The following is a 17,261-nucleotide window of genomic DNA, read 5'->3' on the forward strand; positions in this document are numbered from 1 at the left end:
CTTCTGTTTCCGGCCGCGGCGCGGACCGTCCAAGCTCTACCCGACATCCCGGGCGCAGCGCCCGGGACGGCGAGGGGCTCAGATGCGCGCCTCGATGAGCATCGGGCCGCGCTGGGTCATGGCGCCGGCGAAGGCCTTCTCGAACGCCTCGCCCGTGTCGCAGGAGACGACGGGCAGGCCCATGCCCTTGGCCACCGACACGAAGTCGATGTTGGGATCCCCCAGGTCCAGGAGCTTCTTGGCCGAGGGGCCGGCCTTGCCCGCGCCGGTCCGCTCCATCTCCACGTTGAGGATGCGGTACGTGTAGTTGGCGAAGATGACGACGGTGATATCCAGGTTCTCGCGCGCCATCGTCCAGAGCGCCTGGATCGTGTACATGGCCGCGCCGTCGCCGTTCAGGCTCAGCACCTTGCGGTCGGGCGCCGCCACGGCCGCGCCGATCGCCAGCGGCAGGCCGATCCCGATCGCGCCGCCGGTCAGGGCCAGCACGTCGTGCGGCCGGGCCGCCGCCGTGCCAGCGGCCACGCCGCCGCCGGAGGTCACCGCGTCGTCGCAGATGATCGCGCCCTCGGGCATGTGCCGGGCGATCGAGGCGCCGGCCGCATAGGCGGTCAGCTTGCCCGTGGGCGCGGCGTCGGGCAGCGCGAGGGCCTGCACCGGACCGGCCTTCGGCGCCCCCAGGGCGTCGGCCAGGGCGCGGAGGCCCGAGACGGAATCCTCGTTGCGCTCGGACAGCGTGAGCGTCCGGCAGCCTTCGGGAACGAGCACGCTGGGCCGGTCCGGGTAGGCGAAAAAGGCCACCGGCATGGTCGTGCCGGCGAAGACCATCAGGTCCACGCCCTGGAGCTCGGCCAGGGCCATCTCGCCGAAGTACTGCATCTTCTTCGGCGCGAAGACGCCGGCGCCCTTCGGCTGCCGCGCGACGAAGGTGTCGGTGTAGACGGTGACCCCGGCCGCCTCGAGCCGGGCGGCCGCTTCGAGCGCCTCGGCGCGGCACGCCTGGCCGCCCAGCAGCACGATCGGGTTCTTCGCGGCCTTGATGGCCTTGGCGGCGGCGTCGACCGCCGGTCCCGCGGGGGCGGGGCGGACGGGCTTCTGCGCCAGCACCGGTTCGCCCGCGGCGGGAAGCCAGGCCGCATCGGCGGGCAGGATCAGGCTGACCGGGCCGCCCGGGGGGCCGTAGCTGGCCGCGACGGCCTCGGCCGTGACCGCGGCCACGCTGTCGGGCGTGTCGGCCGACTTCACCCAGATGGAGTTCGGCTTCACCAGGGTGGCGATGTCGGAGTTCAGCGGCGCGTCGTACTGGCGGTGGTACGTGGCGTGGTCGCCGATGACGTTGACGATGGGGGTGAAGGCGCGCCGCGCGTTGTGCAGGTTGGCGACTCCGTTGCCGTAGCCGGGGCCCAGGTGCAGCAGGGTGCAGGCGGGCCTGTCCGCGATGCGGCCGTAGCCGTCGGCGGCGCCGGTGGCCACGCCCTCGAACTGGCAGAGCACGGGACGCATGGCCGGGACGCCGTCCAGGGCGGCCACGAACTGCATCTCGGACGTGCCGGGATTGGCGAAGCAGGCGGTGACCTCATTGGCCACCAGGGTCGAGATCAGGGCGTCGGCGCCGTTCATTCAGAACTCCAGCACGTCGGGGTGGGCGGGGTCGGCGAACAGCCGGTCGACGAATTCGGCCCGCCGGGCGCGGGCGAGGCTCTGGGCGATGTAGCCCTTGTCGGTGATCTCGCCGGCGGACGCATCGGGCCCGTCGGGCAGCACCAGCGCCCGGGCGATCCGGCCGCCCGAGCCCTTGGCGCGGGCGTTGAAGGCGGCCACGCCCTTGCGGACGGCGTCGTGGACGGCCGCGCGGTCCAGGGTCGGGTTGGGGTAGAACAGCACGCCGATGCGGTCCTGGTTCTCGCCGCAGACGACCCCGTCGGTGACGGCGCCGCCGATGTCGCCGAGTACGCCCAGGCGCAGGTCGCTGACGATCACGAAGGTGCCCGAGGTCAGCTTGAAGTTCTCGGAGATGCGGCCGTCGAAGACCAGGCCCTCGCGCGGCTCGTCGGGATTCACGAAGCGGGCGGCGTCGCCCAGGCGGTAGAAGCCCTCGTCGTCGAACGCCGCGGCGGAGCGCTCCGGCTGGTTGAGGTAGCCGGGCGAGACCTGCGGGCCCTTCACCCGGAACTCCAGCTTGCCGTGCTCGGGCAGGAGCCGGACGGACGTCCCCGGCAGCGGCAGGCCCATGAGGCCCATGCGCGCGTTCGGCCAGTGCACGTTGGCGGCGGTGGGGCCGGTCTCGGTGGCGCCGTAGCCCGAGCCGAACGAGATTCGCTCGCCGACGGTGCGGACCGCCACGGCCTGGATGCGGTCGGCGTAGGCCTGGGACAGCGCCGCGCCGCCGTACTGCAGCAAGCGGACGCGCGAGAAGAAGTTGCGGGCGAGGTCGTCGTCCTGCTCCAGCGCCTCGGCGAACAGCATCCAGGCCGCGGGCACCATGTTCTGGTACGTGGGCGCGACGTCCTTCAGGTTGCGGATCGTCTCGCCGAAGCGTCCCGCGGTGGGCTGGCCGGCGTCGATGTAGACCGTGCCGCCGCGGTGCGCGCTCATGTGCAGGATCGCGTTGGCGCCCAGGCTGTGGCTCCAGGGCGCGGAGTGCACCATCACCGGCGGGTCGGGATCGTCGAAGCAGGCGGCGATCTGGGCCCCGTTCGCCGCCATGTTGCGGTGCAGGCAGATCACCGCCTTGGGCAGGCCGGTCGAGCCCGAGGTGAGCAGGTACTTGGCGTGCTGGTCCGGCGTGGCGGTCGGCTGGGCCTCGCCCGCGCGGAAGAGGCGCTCCAGCGGCGTGTCGCCGGCCCGCGCGTTGGCCGAGGCGATCACCGGCAGGCCCGCCAGCGCGTCCGCGCCCAGCCCCTCCGCGAACAGGGCGGCGTCCTCGGTGTAGACGGCGGCGGGACGCAGCACCTCGCAGGCGTGCGACAGGCGCGCCAGGTTGGCGCCCGGCAGGCCGTACTGCGGCGAGACCGGCGCGACGGGCATGCCCTGGCCCATGGCGGCGTAGGTGACCAGCGCGTGGTCGATGCAGTTGCGGGCGAGGATCAGCAGCGGCCTCTCGCCCACCACCCCCATCTCCCGCAGGCCAGCGGCCAGCGCCGAGACGCGTTGCCAGGCTTCGGCGAAGGTGACGGTTCGCCAGCCCTCGCCCGAGCGCTCGGCCAGCCAGATCGTGTCCGGCGTCGCGTCCGCCCAGTGTCCCAGAGGGGCGATGGTCGTCCGGAACGTCGTGTCGAACGGCGTCGGATTGGTCAGCACCACCTCGCCGCCCGCCCGGCGCTCGACGTCGAGCCGCCGCGGCGCGTACCGCGGATCGCGGAACGGGGCGGTGGCAAGGGAAAGCTCGGCGTCCATGCGCCGCACCGTTACGGTCGATGGCGTCGAAAGGGAAGACCGGCCGGGGCGGCGGTGTAGGCCGCTTGCGGACGAACGAGCACGCAGGATCGCGTTCGCCGAACGCCGGCGGTCGTGTAGGCTGCCATCGATCCAAGGGGGGGCGACCATGGCGAAGCCGGCCAAGTTCGCGCACGTCGTCTATCAGACGCGGCGCTATGACGAGATGATCGCGTGGTACCAGGACGTCTTCGAGGCCACCGTCGTGCACCAGGATCCCGCCCTGGCGTTCCTGACATACGACGACGAGCATCACCGCTTCGCCTTCGCCAATCTCGAACTGCTGAACCCTGGCGGCAGCCATGAGCGCGGCGGCGTTGGCGTGAACCACGTCGCCTACACCTACGCCAGCGCGGCCGACCTGCTGCGCACCTACAAGCGACTGAAGGCGCGGGGGATCACGCCCTACTGGCCGATCCACCACGGGCCGACGCTCTCGCTCTACTACCGGGACCCGGACGGCAACCGGATGGAGTTCCAGGTCGACGCCTGCCCGGTGGAGCAGGCGAACGCCTACATGCGGTCCGACGCCTTCGCGGCCAATCCCATCGGCGTGACGTTCGACCCCGACGCGCTGCTGGCGCGCTTGGAGGCGGGCGCCGACGAGGAGAGCCTTCTGGCCATGCCGGCCGGATCCCCCTCGCCGATACCCGCTGCGCACGGTTTCGCCTGAGGCGCCGCCCCGGCGCTACGCCGCGGCGCGGACCAGCATCTTGCCCGCGTTGCGGCCTTCGAAGAGCCCGACGAGCGCCTCGGGCGCGCGCTCGAAGCCGTCCAGCACCGTCTCCTGGTACTTGATCTTCCCGGCCTTCAGCCAGGCGGTCATGTCGGCCTGGAACTGGGGCTGCAGATGGCCGAAGTCGCTGGCCACGAAGCCCTCCATGCGCACCCGGCTGTAGATCATGCTGGAGAGGTTGCGCACGCCCACCCGGTCGCCGTTGTACGTTGAGATCATGCCGCACACCGGGATGCGGCCGCGGACGTTCATCCGCGGCAGGACGGCGTCGAGGTGCTCTCCGCCCACGTTCTCGAAGTAGACGTCGACGCCCTTCGGCATGGCCTCGCGCAGCGCGCCGGCGAGCGGCGTCGTGCGGTAGTTGACGACGGCGTCCAGGCCGGCCTCGTCGCGCAGCCAGGCGGCCTTGTCGTCCGATCCGGTCGAGCCGGCGACCCAGCAGCCCTTGATCTTGGCGATCTGCGCGGCGACCGAGCCCACCGCGCCGGCGGCGGTGGAGACGAACACCTGCTCCCCGTCCTTAAGGGCGCCCGTTTCCAGCAGGCCTCCGTAGGCCGTGATCCCGGTGCCGCCGAGGGCGTGCATGTAGACGCTGAGCGGAAGGTCGGGGTCGGGGTTCAGCTTCTGGAGCCCGCGGCCGTCGGAGACGAAGCGCTCCTGCATCCCCGCGAAGTGGCGCACGAGATCGCCCTCGCGGAACTCTGCGTTCCGCGACTGCACGACCCGCGCGATGCCGCTGCCGAGCATGGGCGCGTCGAGCGGCTGGTCGGCGTCCAGCCGCGGCCGCATGTAGGGGTCCACCGAGACCAGCAGCGCCTCGAGCTGGACCTGGCCGTCGGCGGCGTCGGGCGTCTCGACCGCCGCGACGGCGAAGTCGTCGGGGCGCACCATGCCCTGCGGGCGGCGGACGAGGCGGATCTGGCGGGACGTGGTCATCGGGGGCTCTTGGCTGGTTGGCTTTCAGCGGGGTCGTAGCACAGGCCTGCGGTCCGTGCGCACACCCGAGGTGGCGCCGCGCCCCCTGCGCCCCGCGGGGATTGCATACCCTTTCGGGGCCCGGCCGTCCGTGGCAAACCAGTGGCCGGGCAGGGGGCGTTGAGGATGCCGGAGAGGAGCGTCGCGACGAGGGCTCGCGCGGCCTTGGCGCGCGGAGCGCTCCTGGAGGCGTACGACATCCTGCAGCAGGTCGCCGACCGCGAGGACGGCGCGCTGGACTACCTCCGTGTGCTCACCCTGGCGCGCCTGGGCGACACCGACCGGGCGCTGAAGCTCTACGAGGCCTATGGCCTGGCCGAGCGCCAGGACGTGGACGCGCTCTCGCTGCAGGCGCGGCTTCTCAAGGACAAGGGCTTCGCCTCCAGCGGTCGGGAGCGGGCCAGCGTGCTGGCGGAGTCCTGCCGGCTCTACGCCCGGGTCTTCCGCCGGACCCGGGACTCGTATCCGGCGGTCAATGCGGCGACGCTGGCGTGGATCACCGGCCGGGCGGCGCTGGCGCGGCAGCTGGCGCGCGCGGTGCTGGCGAACGCCGGCGTCCAGGCGGCGAGCGACTACTACGGGCTGGCCACCGCCGCCGAGGCGAAGCTGGTCCTCGGCGACTTCGCCGGGGCCGCCGCCTCGCTGGAGGCGGCGCTCGCGGCCCCCGACGTGGACGCGGGCAAGCGCTCCACCACCGTGCTGCAGCTGCAGCGCCTGGAGCCGACCATTCCCGAGCGCGAGGCGATCGGGCCACTGCTCGCGCTGGTCCGGCCGCCGTCCGTCGCCAGCTACTGCGGGCACATCTTCCTCGAGGACCCGGCGCTGGAGGCGGATCTCCGCGTCCGCGTCGACCAGGCGCTGGCGAAGGAGAACGTCGGCTACGCCTACGGCTCGCTGGCGGCCGGCAGCGACATCCTGATCGCCGAGCGCGTGCTCGCGCGCGGGGGCGAACTGCACGTGGTCCTGCCCGTCGCCGAAGAGGACTTCGTCGCGCAGTCGGTCGCGCCGGCCGGCGGGGCCTGGGCCGAGCGCTACCGGGCCTGCCGGGCCCAAGCGTCGTCGCTCACCTTCTCGTCGACCATGAGCCACGTGGGCGGGCAGGGGCAGTTCGCCTACGGCGCCAAGGTGGCGATGGGCATGGCGCGGCTCCGGGCCCGCCACCTCAACTCGCGCGCCGTCCAGGTGGCGGTCGCCGAGACGGCCGACGCCAGCGGCACGCTCACCCGCTCGGACATCCGGGCCTGGCAGGACACCGGCGGCGCCTCGATCATCGTGGAAGCCGACGGCATAAGGCGCCCGCCGAAGCCGCCGGGGCCGGCGGCGGAGTCCGACGTCGGCCGCGGGACCCACGGGCTGATGTTCACCGACTTTCCGGGATTCGCGCGGCTGGACGAGCGCGTGCTGCCGACCTTCCAGGTCGAGGTCATGGCCCGGGCCGGCGCGGCGCTCGACCGGAACTCCAACGCGATCCGCTACTCGAACACCTGGGGCGACGCGCTGTACGTGGTGTTCGACGGCGCCCTGGAGGCGGCCCGCACGTCCCTGGAGCTCTGCGAGGCGCTGAAGTCGATCGACACCCAGGCGCTCGGCGTGCGCGAAGGCGCCGCCATGCGGATCGCCCTGCATTTCGGGCCGACCTACTGGGGCGAGGATCCGGTGACCCGCCGCACCAACTACTACGGCACCGAGGTCTCGCGCGCCGCCCGCATCGAGCCGGTGACGCCGCCCGGCAGCGTCTATGTGACCGAGCCCTTCGCCGCCGTCCTCGAGATGGAGGCCGAGCACAGCTTCATGTGCAACTACGTCGGCCAGGTCGACCTGCCCAAGGGCTACGGGACCTTCCCGCTCTACCACCTCAGCCGCAGGGACTGAGGGTTCAGGCTCACTTCGATATCAGCGAATTCAACGACTTCCGACCGTCCCGGCGAATGCTCGGAAGGGCTCCGGGCCTGCGGAACCCACATCTGAGCCATTCCAACTGGATCCCGGCCTTCGGGGCGTCGAGCCCAACCTAGCCGAGCTCGCGGCGGCGGGCCTCGAGGTAGAGCCGCTCCGCCGGGGCGGGGCCCAGCGCGAGCGCCGTGTCGTAGGCCGCCCGGGCCTCTGCGCGACGGCCCGCCCGGGCGCTCAGCGCCGCGCGCGCGGCCTGGTACGGCAGCCAGCCCTCGACGCCCCGGACCGCATCCAGCGCCGCCAGCCCGGCCTCCGCTCCCGCGGCCTCGCCGATCGCGACGGCGCGGTTGACCTCGGTCGCCGCGTGCGGGCGCAGCTCGCGCAGGATGTCGTAGAGCGCGGCGATGGTCGCCCAGTCGGTCGCGCCGGTTTCGGCCCGGGCGCAGTGCGTGGCGTGGATCGTCGCCAGGATCTGCCGCGGTCCGCTCGCAGCCAGGCGGGCGGCGCGGTCGAGCAGGGCCGCGCCCTCGGCGATCAGACGCCGGTTCCACTGGCGGGCGTCCTGTTCGGGCGGTGGCAGCATGGCGCCGCCGTCGTCCAGCCGCGCCGGCCGCCGCGCCTCGGCGAAGCGGACCAGCGCCGCAAGCCCCAGCACCTCCGGCTCTTCGGGCATCAGCTCGGCCAGCAGGCCCGACAGGCGAAGGACCTCGGTCGCGAAGATCGCCCCCTCGGCGGCCAGGGCCGCGTCCTCGTAGGCCTGGGCGTAGGCGATCTCGAGCGTGGTCAGCACGGCGTCCAGCCGCTCGGGCCAGGCCTCTCGGCCCGGGACCTCGAAGGGCACGCCGGCCGCGGCGATCTTGCGCTTGGCGCGCGTGATCCTCTGCAGCATGGCGGGCTCGGCGGTGAAGAAGGCGCGGGCCAGGCGCTCGGTGGACAGGCCGCAGACCACCTTGAGCGTCAGCGCCGCGCGGCTGTCGGGCGCCAGCGCGGGGTGGCAGCAGACGAAGATCAGGCGCAGCCGGTCGTCGGGAATGGGGATCTCGGCGGCCAATAGGGCCTCCTCGGGCGTGGGGCCCGGCTCCGGGGCGTCCAGGACGGCGCGATTCCGCACGGCGGCCCGGCGCCGCGCGTCGATCGCCCGCCGCAGCGCCGCGCGCCACAGCCAGGCCGCCGGGTCGCGCGGGGGCTGGTTGGGCCAGGCGACCAGGGCTGCGGCGGAGGCGTCGGCGAAGGCGTCCTCGGCCGTGTCCAGGTCGCGCAGGCGGGCGGCTAGCGCGGCGACCACGCGGGGACGCGCGTCGGCGATCGCCGCGCCGAAGCGGTCCATCAGTCGTAGACCGCCAGGGGCCGGACCTCGACCTTGCCCCCGTCCATGACGGGGACCCTGCGGGCGACCGACAGCGCGTCGTCCAGGTTGTCGACCTCGATGAGATAATAGCCGCCCAGGTGCTCGCGGGTCTCGGCGAAGGGTCCGTCGTGCAGCGTCTGCTGGCCGCCGCGCGTGACGACCGTGGTGGCGGTCGAGGACTCCTGCAGGCCCGACCCGTCCTTCATCCAGCCCTTGGCGCGCAGGTCTTCGGCCAGCGCCATGTGCCTGGCGACGATCTCGCCCAGCGCCGCCTGACCCGCCTCGCCGGCATAGGCGTCCTCGGGCTCGTAGATCAGGATCATGTACTGCATGGTCGTCTCCCCGCTCCGGGTTCCAGATTGATCGACGCGGAAGCGTGCGTCACCCGGGAGACGGGCATCGGGCAGCCGATTCGACAGGGAGCGCGGGATGCGGCGGATTTTTCTCATGGGCGCGCTGGCGGCCGCCCTGGCGCTTCCGGCGGCTGGGGCGGCCGCCCAGGAGGATGCGCACGTCCGGGCCCTGGCGGCGGGCTACAAGGCGGCGTTCCTGTGCAGCGGCGTCTTCAACGCCGGCAGGCCCGAGGCCGAGATCGCCGCGGACGACCTGGAAGGCATCTATCCCGACTACCAGCCGCTGGTGCGCACCCTGCCGGCCGTCGCGGACCGCGAGCGGCGGATGGTGAGCGTGGCGTTCGACGCCAGGTTGCCGCCGCGGATCGCCGTCTGGCGTCCGAACCTGGGCTGCGCGCAACTGCCGATCGGCGCCGGGCCCGAGGCCGCGCGCGCCCTGCCTCGCCTCGACCTTTCGCCGCCGCCGGCGAAGGCCGCCTGGCCCGACGGCGACGACGGGGCCCAGGGCGAGACGCCCAGGGCGCTCTCGCCGCTGCTGGCCCGCGCCTTCACCGACTACGGCGGCAGAACCACGGCCGTGCTGGTGGTCCGCGGCGGCAGTATCGTCGGGGAACGGTACCGCCCGGAGTACGACCTGCATACGCCGCAGCGGACGTGGTCGGCGGCCAAGAGCCTGACGGCCGCGGTGGTCGGGCGGGCGGTCCGACTCGGCAAGCTGAAGGTGGACGCGCCCGCGAACATCCCGGAGTGGCGCGTCCCCGGCGACCCGCGCGCCGCGATCACGCTGACCCAGCTCATGCACATGGGCTCGGGCCTCTGGACCGACGGCCCCGGCAACCGCACCGACGAGGTCTACCTGGGCGGCGGCGCCGTGACCGAGCAGGCGACGCGGATGCCGCTGGAGGCCGCGCCGGGGACGCGCTTCCGGTACGCCAACAACGACACCCTGCTGGCCGCCCGCGCCGTGCGCGCCACGCTGGGCGACGGGCCCGAGGCGCTGGCGTTTCCGTTCACCGAACTGCTCTGGAAGATCGGCATGCGGCGCACCACGCCCGAGACCGACTGGCAGGGGAACTACATCCTGTCGAGCCAGGTCTGGACCACGGCCCGCGACCTCGCCCGGCTCGGCCTCCTGCACCTGAACGACGGGGTCTGGAACGGAGAGCGCCTGCTGCCCGAGGGCTGGGCGCGCTTCGTCGCCACCCCGGCGCCGGCCCAGCCGGCCCAGGGCGCGGCCTACGGCGCCTTCTTCTGGCTCTACGGCGTAAAGGAGGGCCTGCCGGAGGGGACCTACGCCATGAACGGCAACCGCGGGCAGTACGTGTTCATCGTCCCGGCGAAGGACGTGGTCATCGTCCGCCGCGGGTTCGATTCCGCCGACGCCCGCTTCGACGAGGTCCGCTTCGTCCGCGACGTGCTGGCCGCCTTGGACTAGCGGCGCCGGCCCGGTGCGCCCCCGGGGACAGCCGTCCGGCCGCCCCCGCGGGCCGCGCGGACCTTAAGCTGCGGCGGCGCGGCGCCGGCGCAGGGCCGCCCCCGCCATCCCGAAACCGCCGATCAGCAGCGCCCAGGTCCCCGGCTCAGGCACGGCGGCCGTGCCGATGAAGTCGACCTCGCTGACGAAGGTCCATCCCTGGTTCGCCTGGAAGAACTGGATCGTGTGACTGGTCCCCGTGAGGTTCAGGCCCGTCAGGCTGACCGTCCCGATCGACCCGGGCGCCGGAGCCGTGAAGGCCTGGGCGACGCCGTCGACCCAGATCGCGCTCGGGGCGAAGACACCCCCGACGAAGCTGTTGTCGAGGTGGATGTCGATCTGGGTGATGTTGGCCGCCGACGCCAGGTTGAACGTGATCAGCGGGTTCAGCGTCCGTAAGGCGTACCAACCGACGTAGGGTCCGCTGCCGGCGGAATTCTCGACGTTGAACCAGTAGTCGCTCGCCACGACGCCGTCGGTCAGGTCTCCCACGCCGCCCGTGAGCGCGGCGCCGTCGACGTTCGTCGATCCGCTGCCGGAGTAGCCGAGGTCCCAGTAGTTGAAGCTGCCGCCCGACGCCTGCCCGGAGCCGTTCGGCATGTCGTAGCTGACGACCGCGATCTCCGCGGCGCCCGCCGAGGCGGCCATGGCGCCGGCGGCCAGGATTCCCAGCGCGGCGCTTCGCAAGGTGAAGGTCATCTTCCTCTCCCCAATAGCCCCCGAACGGGGAGCTAATCGCCGCTCGCCTGTGGGGTCCAGCCCACTCGCCTCTCAGGCGTGGGGTGAAAGCCCTGGGTGTCGTCAGGCGTTCAACGTCTCCTGGAAGCGGACCGGCTGGCCCCGGCCCTTCAGGACGATCTCGTCGTCGCGCATCACCACCTGGCCGCGGATGATCGTGGCCTTGGGCCAGCCCCTGGCCTCCATGCCGTCGAACGGCGTCCAGCCCGCGCGGGTCGCCATCTGGTCGTGCGTGATCGTCCGGCGAGCCTTGAGGTCGACGATGGTCAGGTCGGCGTCGTAGCCCACGGCGATGCGGCCCTTGTCGGCCAGGCCGAACAGGCGGTTCGCGCCATGGCTGGTGAGGTCCACCAAGCGCTCCAGGGTGAGCCGCCCCTCGGCCACGTGGGTCAGCATGATGGGCAGCAGGGTCTGCACCCCGGGCATGCCCGAGGGCGAGGCGGGATAGGGCCGCGCCTTCTCCTCGCGGGTGTGGGGCGCGTGGTCCGAGCCGAGGACGTCGGCGACGCCGTTCGCCACACCCTCCCAGATCCCCAGCCGGTGCGCGCGGTCGCGGATCGGCGGGTTCATCTGGGCGAACCCCTTCAGGCGCTCGTACGCCTCGGGCCCTTCCAGCGTCAGGTGCTGGGGCGTCACCTCCACCGAGGCCACGTCCTTGTGGTGGGCCAGGAACTCGATCTCGTCCCGGGTGGTCACGTGCAGCACGTGGATGCGCTTGCCGGTCTTGCGGGCCAGCCGCACCAGCCGCTCGGTGGACTGGATCGCCGACTGGGCGTCGCGCACCTCGGGGTGGCTGGTCCAGTCGCCGGTGCGCGCCAGCGGGCGCCGGTCGGCCAGGCGGTACTCGTCCTCGGAGTGGAAGGCCGCGCGCCGGTTGATGTGCCGCAGCACCTCCTCCACGCCAGCGTCGTCCTGCACCAGCAGGGTGCCGGTCGAGGCGCCCATGAAGACCTTGATCCCGCAGCAGCCCGGCAGGCGCTCCAGCTCGCCCAGGAAGCGGGCGTTCTCGTGCGTGCCGCCCACGTAGAAGGCGTGGTCGCAGTGCATCCGGTCCTTCGCCCGCGCCAGCTTGTCGGCCAGGGCGTCCGGGTCGGTGGTGGTGGGCTCGGTGTTCGGCATCTCGAACACGGCGACGACGCCCCCCAGGACCGCGCACTGCGATCCCGTCTCCAGGTCCTCCTTCCACTCCAGGCCGGGCTCGCGGAAGTGGACCTGGGTGTCGATCACCCCCGGCATCACCGTGAGGCCGGTGGCGTCGAACACCTCGCCGGCGCTGGCCTGGGAGAGGTCGCCGATCGCGGCGAACCGGCCGCCGCGCACGCCGATGTCGGCGAAGCCGCGCCCGGCATGGTTCACCACCTCGCCGCCCCGGACGATCAGGTCGAAGGTTTCGGGCATCGGGTCTCTAGGCCTTCTCGGTCGCCTTCAGCAGTTCCCGCGCCGCGGAGACGACCTTGTCCACGGGCAGGTCCATCATGTGGCAGACCATCTGGGTAAAGCCAGGGTCGGCCGCCTTGATCTCCTCGAAACTGCGCGCGCCCCGCACGGCCCGCGTCGCCTCGCCCCAAGGCGCGTACAGACGCTCGTCCGAGGGGCCGAACAGGCCGATCGTGGGCGTCCCCGCCGCCGCCGCCAGGTGCATGGCCCCGGAATCGTTGCCGATGAACAGGCGGGCGCGCTTCAGGCAGGCATAGGCCGTGAGCACGTCGGCCTTCCCGGCCAGGTCGATGAAGTTGCGCCCGGCCGCGTCGCGGAGCTGGCGGCTCAGCCTCTCGTCGCCCGGGCCGCCCAGCACCATCAGCCGGCCGCCCTGGAGCGGGCTCCACGGCTCGCGCAGCAGCCGCATCGCCACTTGGCTGAACCGCTCCACGGGCCAGGTCTTGCCGATCCAGTTCGCGGCGGGCGCGAAGGCGAGGATCGGGCCTTTGCCGGCCGTCAGCTCGTCGGCGTAGGCCTCGACGTCCGGGCTGGTGAAGATGTGCGGCGGGGCAGGCTCGTCCTCGATCCTCAGGACGCGCGCGGCCTCGATGACCTTGTGCACCGGCTGCGTCGGCTTGCGGTGGATGGCCCGCCGCTTCGTGGAGAGGAACCGCGACAGGCCCGAGCCGCGCAGGTCGACCACCAGGCCCCACTTGCGGCGCCGCACCTTGCGCCAGAGTTCGAACCAGTGACTGCCGGTCCTGGACTTCTCGAAGACGATCACCCGGTCGAGGCCCGGCACGTCGGCGAACAGGGGCGCGGCGTCGGGGCCGGCCACGATCGTGAAGCGCGCGTTCGGGATCTCGTCGGCGAGCCGCCGGATCAGGCCGGACGACAGCACTGCGTCGCCGATCCGCGTGGCGGTGATGAAGAGGATGGGGAATCCGGACGCGGGGGGCATCCCCGTCCCTATACGCACGTCCCCGCTGGCGCTCCACCGGCGGCGGGCCCAAATTGGCGGCATGTCGGAAAGTGTCGCCTTCGCGCATTTGCAGAGCCGCGCCCTGATCGCCCTGGACGGGGAGGACTGGCGCAGCTTCCTCCAGGGCCTGATCACCCAGGATGTCGAGACCCTGGCGCCGGGCGAAGCCAGGTTCGGCGCGCTGCTGACGCCCCAGGGCCGGCTGCTCTACGACCTGTTCGTGGTCGGGCGCGAGAGCGGCGCCTGGCTGGACGTGGAGGCCGCCGGCCGCGACGGCCTGATCCAGCGGCTGACCATGTACCGGCTGCGCGCGAAGGTGACGATCGCGCCCGACGACGCGGCCGTGTCGGTCCTGTTCGATCCGCAGGGCGGAACGCCCGCCCCGCCGTCCGACGGTCTCTGGGCCGCCGATCCTCGCCTGCCGGGCCTGGGCCTGCGGGGCTACGCCGCCGCGCCGCCGCCGGGGGCCGCCCGGGTGGGCGAAGCCGAGCGCGAGGCGCAGAAGCTGCGGCTGGGCGTTCCGGGCCCGGCCGACTGGGGCTCGGACCGCACCTATCCGATCGAGGCCAACTTCGACCTCCTGAACGGGATCGACTTCAAGAAGGGCTGTTTCGTCGGCCAGGAGACGACGTCGCGGATGAAGCGGCGCGGCCAGATCAAGAGCCGCATGCTGCCGATCCGCTTCGACGGCCCCGCGCCGCCAGCCGGCGCCGAGGTGCTGGCGGGCGACCTGCGGGCGGGCGTGGTCACCTCCGCGCGTGAGGGCGGCGGCATCGCGCTGCTGCGGCTCGATCGGGCGCTAGGTCGCGAGCTGACCGTCGAAGGTCGGTCCGTGCGCGCGGACGTGCCCGGCTGGATGGCGCCGGCGCTGGCGGACGGCGGCGCCGGCGAGGCCGAAGCCCAGGATCATCAGCGCCCACTGTGACGGTTCCGGCACGCCGCCGATCGGCCGGTGCGCGCCGGTGGCGTCGTAGACCGTCCCCGAGGCGCCGGTGAAGGTCATGTCGATCGGCCGCCCGGAGGCGTCGAAGACGCTGATCTGGGTCAGCCGGGCGGTGTTGAAGAAGTTGCTGACGTGGACGCCGTTAGGCGCGCCGTAGGCGGCTGTGTAGAGGCCGACCTTCATGCTGAGCGGCTTCGAGAGGTCGACCGTGTGCCGGTAGGTGAAGGCCGTGTCCGAGCCGCTGATCGAGTTGGGCGTGATGGTGAACCCCGCTAGCGGACCGACGCCGGAGGGGTTGATCGCGCGGTTGCCGCCGCTGGCGTTCAGCTCGGCGGTGAAGGCCGTGTAGATCGCCCGCTCGTCGGCCACCTGGTACATCAGCCGGGTGAAGAGCTCGCCGCCGCTCCCGGTGAAGGACATGGCGCCATCGATGGTGAACCCGAACTGGATCTCGCCCATTCCGGCCCCGGGCATGCCGGGCGTGAGGAGGTCGGACCAGATGGCGCCCGCCTCCGCAGCGAAGTAGGTCGCGGCGTCCTTGGTCCCGTTGGTGAAGCTCTCCGAGGCGCTGACGCCCAGCGAGCCTTCCTCGGCCTTCGCCTGGGCCGAGGCGTTGTTCACGCCGCCGTTGTAGGCGTTGCCCACGACGCTGGAGCTGGCCAGGGAGAGACCGCTCGCCTTGCCGGCCTGCTGGATGCCGCCAGCGAGGCCGCAGCCCGCGTGACCCTCGGTGGGGACGCCCACGCCGCCGCCGAAGAAGTCGCGGATGAAGGGCGACGGCCCCACCGTGGCGCAGCCGAAGGGCGGCGCCCCGCCCTGCGCCTGACCGCTGATGGTGAGGGCGTGAACCTGGGTGGCGGCCTCTGCGGAGCCCGCGAGGAGCGCGGCGGCCGCGGCGGGGGCAAGGTTGCGCGACATGGAGAGAGTCCCGAAAGCCCCGCGGATCTCACGGCCCCGCCGTGAGCGGCGCCGGCGCTGGCGGATGGCGGCGCCGGCGAGGCTGAAGCCCAGGATCATCAGCGCCCACTGTGACGGTTCCGGCACGCCGGCGATGGGCCGGTGCGCGCCGGTGGCGTCGTAGACAATCCCCGAGGCGCCTCTGAACCGGAGATCGAGCGGGTTCCCGAACAGATCGAATGCATCGAGTCCGGCCAGCCTGGCGGTGTGGAAGAAGTCGTTGGTCGCCGACCCGTTCGGGGCGCCGTAGGCGGCCGTGTAGAGCCCGACTTTCAGGTCGAAGCTCGCGAAGTCGACTAGGTGCAGGAAGGTGAAGGCGGTGTCCGCCCCCGTTATGGACGTCGGGGTGGTCGTGAAGCCGCCGAACGGCTGGCCGTTCAGTCCGTTCGCGATGAAGCTCGTCCCGTGCCCGAGCGTGGCCGAGAAGGCCGTGTAGATGGGCTCGGCGTTGACCTGGTAGACGAGGCGGGTGAGGGCGTCCCCGTTGCCGGTGACCGCCATGGCCCCGTCGATATCCACTCGCATCCGGATGTAGCCCATGCCCGTCATGCCGGAATCGAGGTCGTCGTCCGAGAACATCGCCCCGGCCTCGCTGTACATGTAGCTGTTGTTGTCGACGAAGCCGTTGCCATATGCCTCCGCCGCGCTGACGCCCAACGCCCCCTCTTCGGCGTAGGCGTCCGCGGACGCGGTGTTCAGCGCGCCATTGAACGCATTGGAAAGCGTCAGGCTCGCCGTGGACAGCCCCAGGGTACGACTGGCGTCCTGTATGCCCCCGGCGAGGCCGCAGCCCGAGTGACCCTCGGTCGGGACAGGCACACCCAGCCCGTAGAATGCGGTCGACGGGAGCGGACCCGAAGTCGCGCAACCGAACGGTCCCGCACCGCGCGCCTGGCCGCTGATGGTGAGGGCGTGGACCTGGGTGGCGGCCTGGGCGGAGCCGCCGAGGAGCGCGACAGCGGCCGTGGCGAGGGCGAGGGTGCGCAGCATGGAGGGTACTCCCGGAACAGGCCCTCAGAAACCCACGGTCCCGCGCCCGCGGCCCTACCCATCTGGGTAGGACGCACGGCTCTCCATCGACTTTCTGTGACAGGAGCGACGAGGCTAGCCGAAGAATCCCCGCAGCAGCGCCAGGGTCTCGGCGGGCTTCTCCTCGGGGATGAAGTGGCCGCAGTCGACGGCCTGGCCCTGCACGTCGTCGGCCCATTCGCGCCAGATCGCCAGGGTGTCGTACCAGGCCGCCAGCGCGCCCCGGCCGCCCCACAGCACCTGCACGGGACAGGCGATCCTCCGCCCGGCTGCCTTGTCGGCCATGTCGAGCTGGCGGTCGTAGCCGGCCCCGGCGCGATAGTCCTCGCACAGGGCGTGGATGACATCGGGCCGGGCGCAGGCGCGGCGGTAGTCCTCGAAGGCCTCCGGATCGAAGCCGCGCACGCCAGCGAAGCTGTTCGCGAAGAAGAACGCCTCCGGGTCCGCGCCGATGAGCGTCTCCGGGAACGGGTGCGGCTGGGCCAGGAACGACCAGTGCCAGTAGGCCAGCGCGAAGCGGTGGTCAGCCCGCGCCCAGACCTCGCCCGTCGGGATGATGTCGAGGATGGAGACCCTGGTCACCGCCGTCGGATGGTCGAGCGCCAGGCGGTAGGCGACGCGCCCGCCGCGATCGTGACCGGCCACGGCGAAGCGGTCGAAGCCCAGCGTCCGCATCAACGCCACGGCGTCGCGCGCCATGGCCCGCTTGGACGAGGTCTCGTGGTCGTCCGACGACGGCGGCTTGGTCGAGCCGCCGTAGCCGCGCAGGTCCGGGCAGACCACCGTGAAGTCCTTCGCCAGGCCGTCGGCGACCGCGCCCCACATCATGTGCGTCTCGGGATAGCCGTGCAGCAGCAGGAGCGGCGGGCCCGAGCCGCCATGGCGCACGCGCAGCGACGCTTCGGGGACCTCGATCTGCGACAGTTGGAACCCTTCGAACGCCATCGAACCCCCCTTGTCTCGACTCCGCGCCTGCGCT

Annotated in this window: 13 protein-coding genes and 2 pseudogenes; 4 read left to right on the forward strand and 11 right to left on the reverse strand. The window is 72.5% G+C overall.

All coding sequences use genetic code 11. The annotated features are described in order from the left end of the window. Positions 1-78: 78 nt before the first annotated feature. Both AC2D8W_RS06240 and AC2D8W_RS06245 read right to left on the reverse strand, forming a co-directional pair. Positions 79-1,620, reverse strand: coding sequence for an acetolactate synthase large subunit (locus tag AC2D8W_RS06240; RefSeq protein WP_484670808.1), 1,542 nt, complete (start codon positions 1,618-1,620; stop codon positions 79-81). Next, positions 1,621-3,396: a feruloyl-CoA synthase gene (locus tag AC2D8W_RS06245; RefSeq protein WP_484670809.1), complete on the reverse strand. Its 1,776-nt coding sequence runs from the start codon at positions 3,394-3,396 to the stop codon at positions 1,621-1,623. A 148-nt stretch (positions 3,397-3,544) separates the two neighbouring features. On the opposite strand from AC2D8W_RS06245, the gene AC2D8W_RS06250 reads away from it, so the two are divergent. Then, a complete protein-coding gene (locus AC2D8W_RS06250; RefSeq protein ID WP_484670810.1) occupies positions 3,545-4,108 on the forward strand; it encodes a VOC family protein in 564 nt (187 codons plus the stop codon). Between the two features lie 15 nt (positions 4,109-4,123). On the opposite strand, the gene AC2D8W_RS06255 is transcribed toward AC2D8W_RS06250, so the two are convergent. Beyond that, positions 4,124-5,107, reverse strand: coding sequence for an NADP-dependent oxidoreductase (locus AC2D8W_RS06255; protein ID WP_484670811.1), 984 nt, complete (start codon positions 5,105-5,107; stop codon positions 4,124-4,126). A 204-nt stretch (positions 5,108-5,311) separates the two neighbouring features. Here AC2D8W_RS06255 and AC2D8W_RS06260 point away from each other — a divergent pair, with 204 nt between their 5' ends. After that, entirely contained in the window at positions 5,312-7,018 is a 1,707-nt protein-coding gene (locus AC2D8W_RS06260; protein ID WP_293481334.1) for an adenylate/guanylate cyclase domain-containing protein, read from the forward strand. 139 nt (positions 7,019-7,157) lie between these two features. Here the strand turns inward: AC2D8W_RS06260 and AC2D8W_RS06265 are convergent, their stop codons facing one another. Both AC2D8W_RS06265 and AC2D8W_RS06270 read right to left on the reverse strand, forming a co-directional pair. Continuing rightward, positions 7,158-8,366, reverse strand: a complete 1,209-nt coding sequence (locus AC2D8W_RS06265; RefSeq protein WP_484670812.1) for an RNA polymerase sigma factor — start codon at positions 8,364-8,366, stop codon at positions 7,158-7,160. Further along, positions 8,366-8,719: a YciI family protein gene (locus AC2D8W_RS06270; RefSeq protein WP_293481332.1), complete on the reverse strand. Its 354-nt coding sequence runs from the start codon at positions 8,717-8,719 to the stop codon at positions 8,366-8,368. Before AC2D8W_RS06270 ends, AC2D8W_RS06265 begins: the two co-directional genes overlap by 1 nt. Before the next feature lie 97 nt (positions 8,720-8,816). On the opposite strand from AC2D8W_RS06270, the gene AC2D8W_RS06275 reads away from it, so the two are divergent. Further along, a complete protein-coding gene (locus AC2D8W_RS06275; RefSeq protein ID WP_484670813.1) occupies positions 8,817-10,175 on the forward strand; it encodes a serine hydrolase domain-containing protein in 1,359 nt (452 codons plus the stop codon). Between the two features lie 63 nt (positions 10,176-10,238). Here AC2D8W_RS06275 and AC2D8W_RS06280 read toward each other — a convergent pair whose 3' ends face one another. The 3 genes from AC2D8W_RS06280 to AC2D8W_RS06290 all read right to left on the reverse strand — a co-directional run bounded on the left by AC2D8W_RS06280 (position 10,239) and on the right by AC2D8W_RS06290 (position 13,332). Beyond that, positions 10,239-10,913, reverse strand: a complete 675-nt coding sequence (locus AC2D8W_RS06280) for a PEPxxWA-CTERM sorting domain-containing protein (protein WP_484670814.1) — start codon at positions 10,911-10,913, stop codon at positions 10,239-10,241. Between the two features lie 102 nt (positions 10,914-11,015). Continuing rightward, positions 11,016-12,350 (reverse strand): dihydroorotase, encoded by a 1,335-nt coding sequence (locus AC2D8W_RS06285; RefSeq protein WP_484670815.1) that lies wholly within the window; start codon positions 12,348-12,350, stop codon positions 11,016-11,018. Between the two features lie 7 nt (positions 12,351-12,357). Next, positions 12,358-13,332, reverse strand: a complete 975-nt coding sequence (locus AC2D8W_RS06290) for a glycosyltransferase family 9 protein (protein WP_293481327.1) — start codon at positions 13,330-13,332, stop codon at positions 12,358-12,360. A gap of 61 nt (positions 13,333-13,393) precedes the next feature. Here AC2D8W_RS06290 and ygfZ point away from each other — a divergent pair, with 61 nt between their 5' ends. Further along, positions 13,394-14,278: a CAF17-like 4Fe-4S cluster assembly/insertion protein YgfZ gene (gene ygfZ, locus AC2D8W_RS06295; protein WP_484670816.1), complete on the forward strand. Its 885-nt coding sequence runs from the start codon at positions 13,394-13,396 to the stop codon at positions 14,276-14,278. Here ygfZ and AC2D8W_RS06300 read toward each other — a convergent pair. The 3 genes and pseudogenes from AC2D8W_RS06300 to AC2D8W_RS06310 form a co-directional block, all read right to left on the reverse strand. After that, positions 14,246-15,214, reverse strand: a pseudogene (locus tag AC2D8W_RS06300) (hypothetical protein); the annotation flags it as partial. The gene ygfZ and the pseudogene AC2D8W_RS06300 sit on opposite strands and share 33 nt — an antisense overlap. Positions 15,215-15,259: 45 nt before the next feature. After that, a pseudogene (locus AC2D8W_RS06305) lies at positions 15,260-15,349 on the reverse strand (IPTL-CTERM sorting domain-containing protein); the annotation flags it as partial. Positions 15,350-16,357: 1,008 nt separating this feature from the next. Next, entirely contained in the window at positions 16,358-17,227 is an 870-nt protein-coding gene (locus AC2D8W_RS06310; RefSeq protein WP_484670817.1) for an alpha/beta fold hydrolase, read from the reverse strand. Positions 17,228-17,261 lie beyond the last annotated feature (34 nt).

The organism is Phenylobacterium sp. T106, assembly GCF_057219735.1.

What these genes read in the sequence shown, in the direction of transcription:
- ygfZ (WP_484670816.1), top strand. Translation starts at nt 13,394, where the DNA reads ATGTCGGAAAGTGTCGCCTTCGCGCATTTGCAGAGCCGCGCCCTGATC.
- AC2D8W_RS06285 (WP_484670815.1), bottom strand. Translation starts at nt 12,350, where the DNA reads ATGCCCGAAACCTTCGACCTGATCGTCCGGGGCGGCGAGGTGGTGAAC.
- AC2D8W_RS06310 (WP_484670817.1), bottom strand. Translation starts at nt 17,227, where the DNA reads ATGGCGTTCGAAGGGTTCCAACTGTCGCAGATCGAGGTCCCCGAAGCG.
- AC2D8W_RS06255 (WP_484670811.1), bottom strand. Translation starts at nt 5,107, where the DNA reads ATGACCACGTCCCGCCAGATCCGCCTCGTCCGCCGCCCGCAGGGCATG.
- AC2D8W_RS06245 (WP_484670809.1), bottom strand. Translation starts at nt 3,396, where the DNA reads ATGGACGCCGAGCTTTCCCTTGCCACCGCCCCGTTCCGCGATCCGCGG.
- AC2D8W_RS06275 (WP_484670813.1), top strand. Translation starts at nt 8,817, where the DNA reads ATGCGGCGGATTTTTCTCATGGGCGCGCTGGCGGCCGCCCTGGCGCTT.
- AC2D8W_RS06250 (WP_484670810.1), top strand. Translation starts at nt 3,545, where the DNA reads ATGGCGAAGCCGGCCAAGTTCGCGCACGTCGTCTATCAGACGCGGCGC.
- AC2D8W_RS06290 (WP_293481327.1), bottom strand. Translation starts at nt 13,332, where the DNA reads ATGCCCCCCGCGTCCGGATTCCCCATCCTCTTCATCACCGCCACGCGG.
- AC2D8W_RS06270 (WP_293481332.1), bottom strand. Translation starts at nt 8,719, where the DNA reads ATGCAGTACATGATCCTGATCTACGAGCCCGAGGACGCCTATGCCGGC.
- AC2D8W_RS06265 (WP_484670812.1), bottom strand. Translation starts at nt 8,366, where the DNA reads ATGGACCGCTTCGGCGCGGCGATCGCCGACGCGCGTCCCCGCGTGGTC.
- AC2D8W_RS06240 (WP_484670808.1), bottom strand. Translation starts at nt 1,620, where the DNA reads ATGAACGGCGCCGACGCCCTGATCTCGACCCTGGTGGCCAATGAGGTC.
- AC2D8W_RS06280 (WP_484670814.1), bottom strand. Translation starts at nt 10,913, where the DNA reads ATGACCTTCACCTTGCGAAGCGCCGCGCTGGGAATCCTGGCCGCCGGC.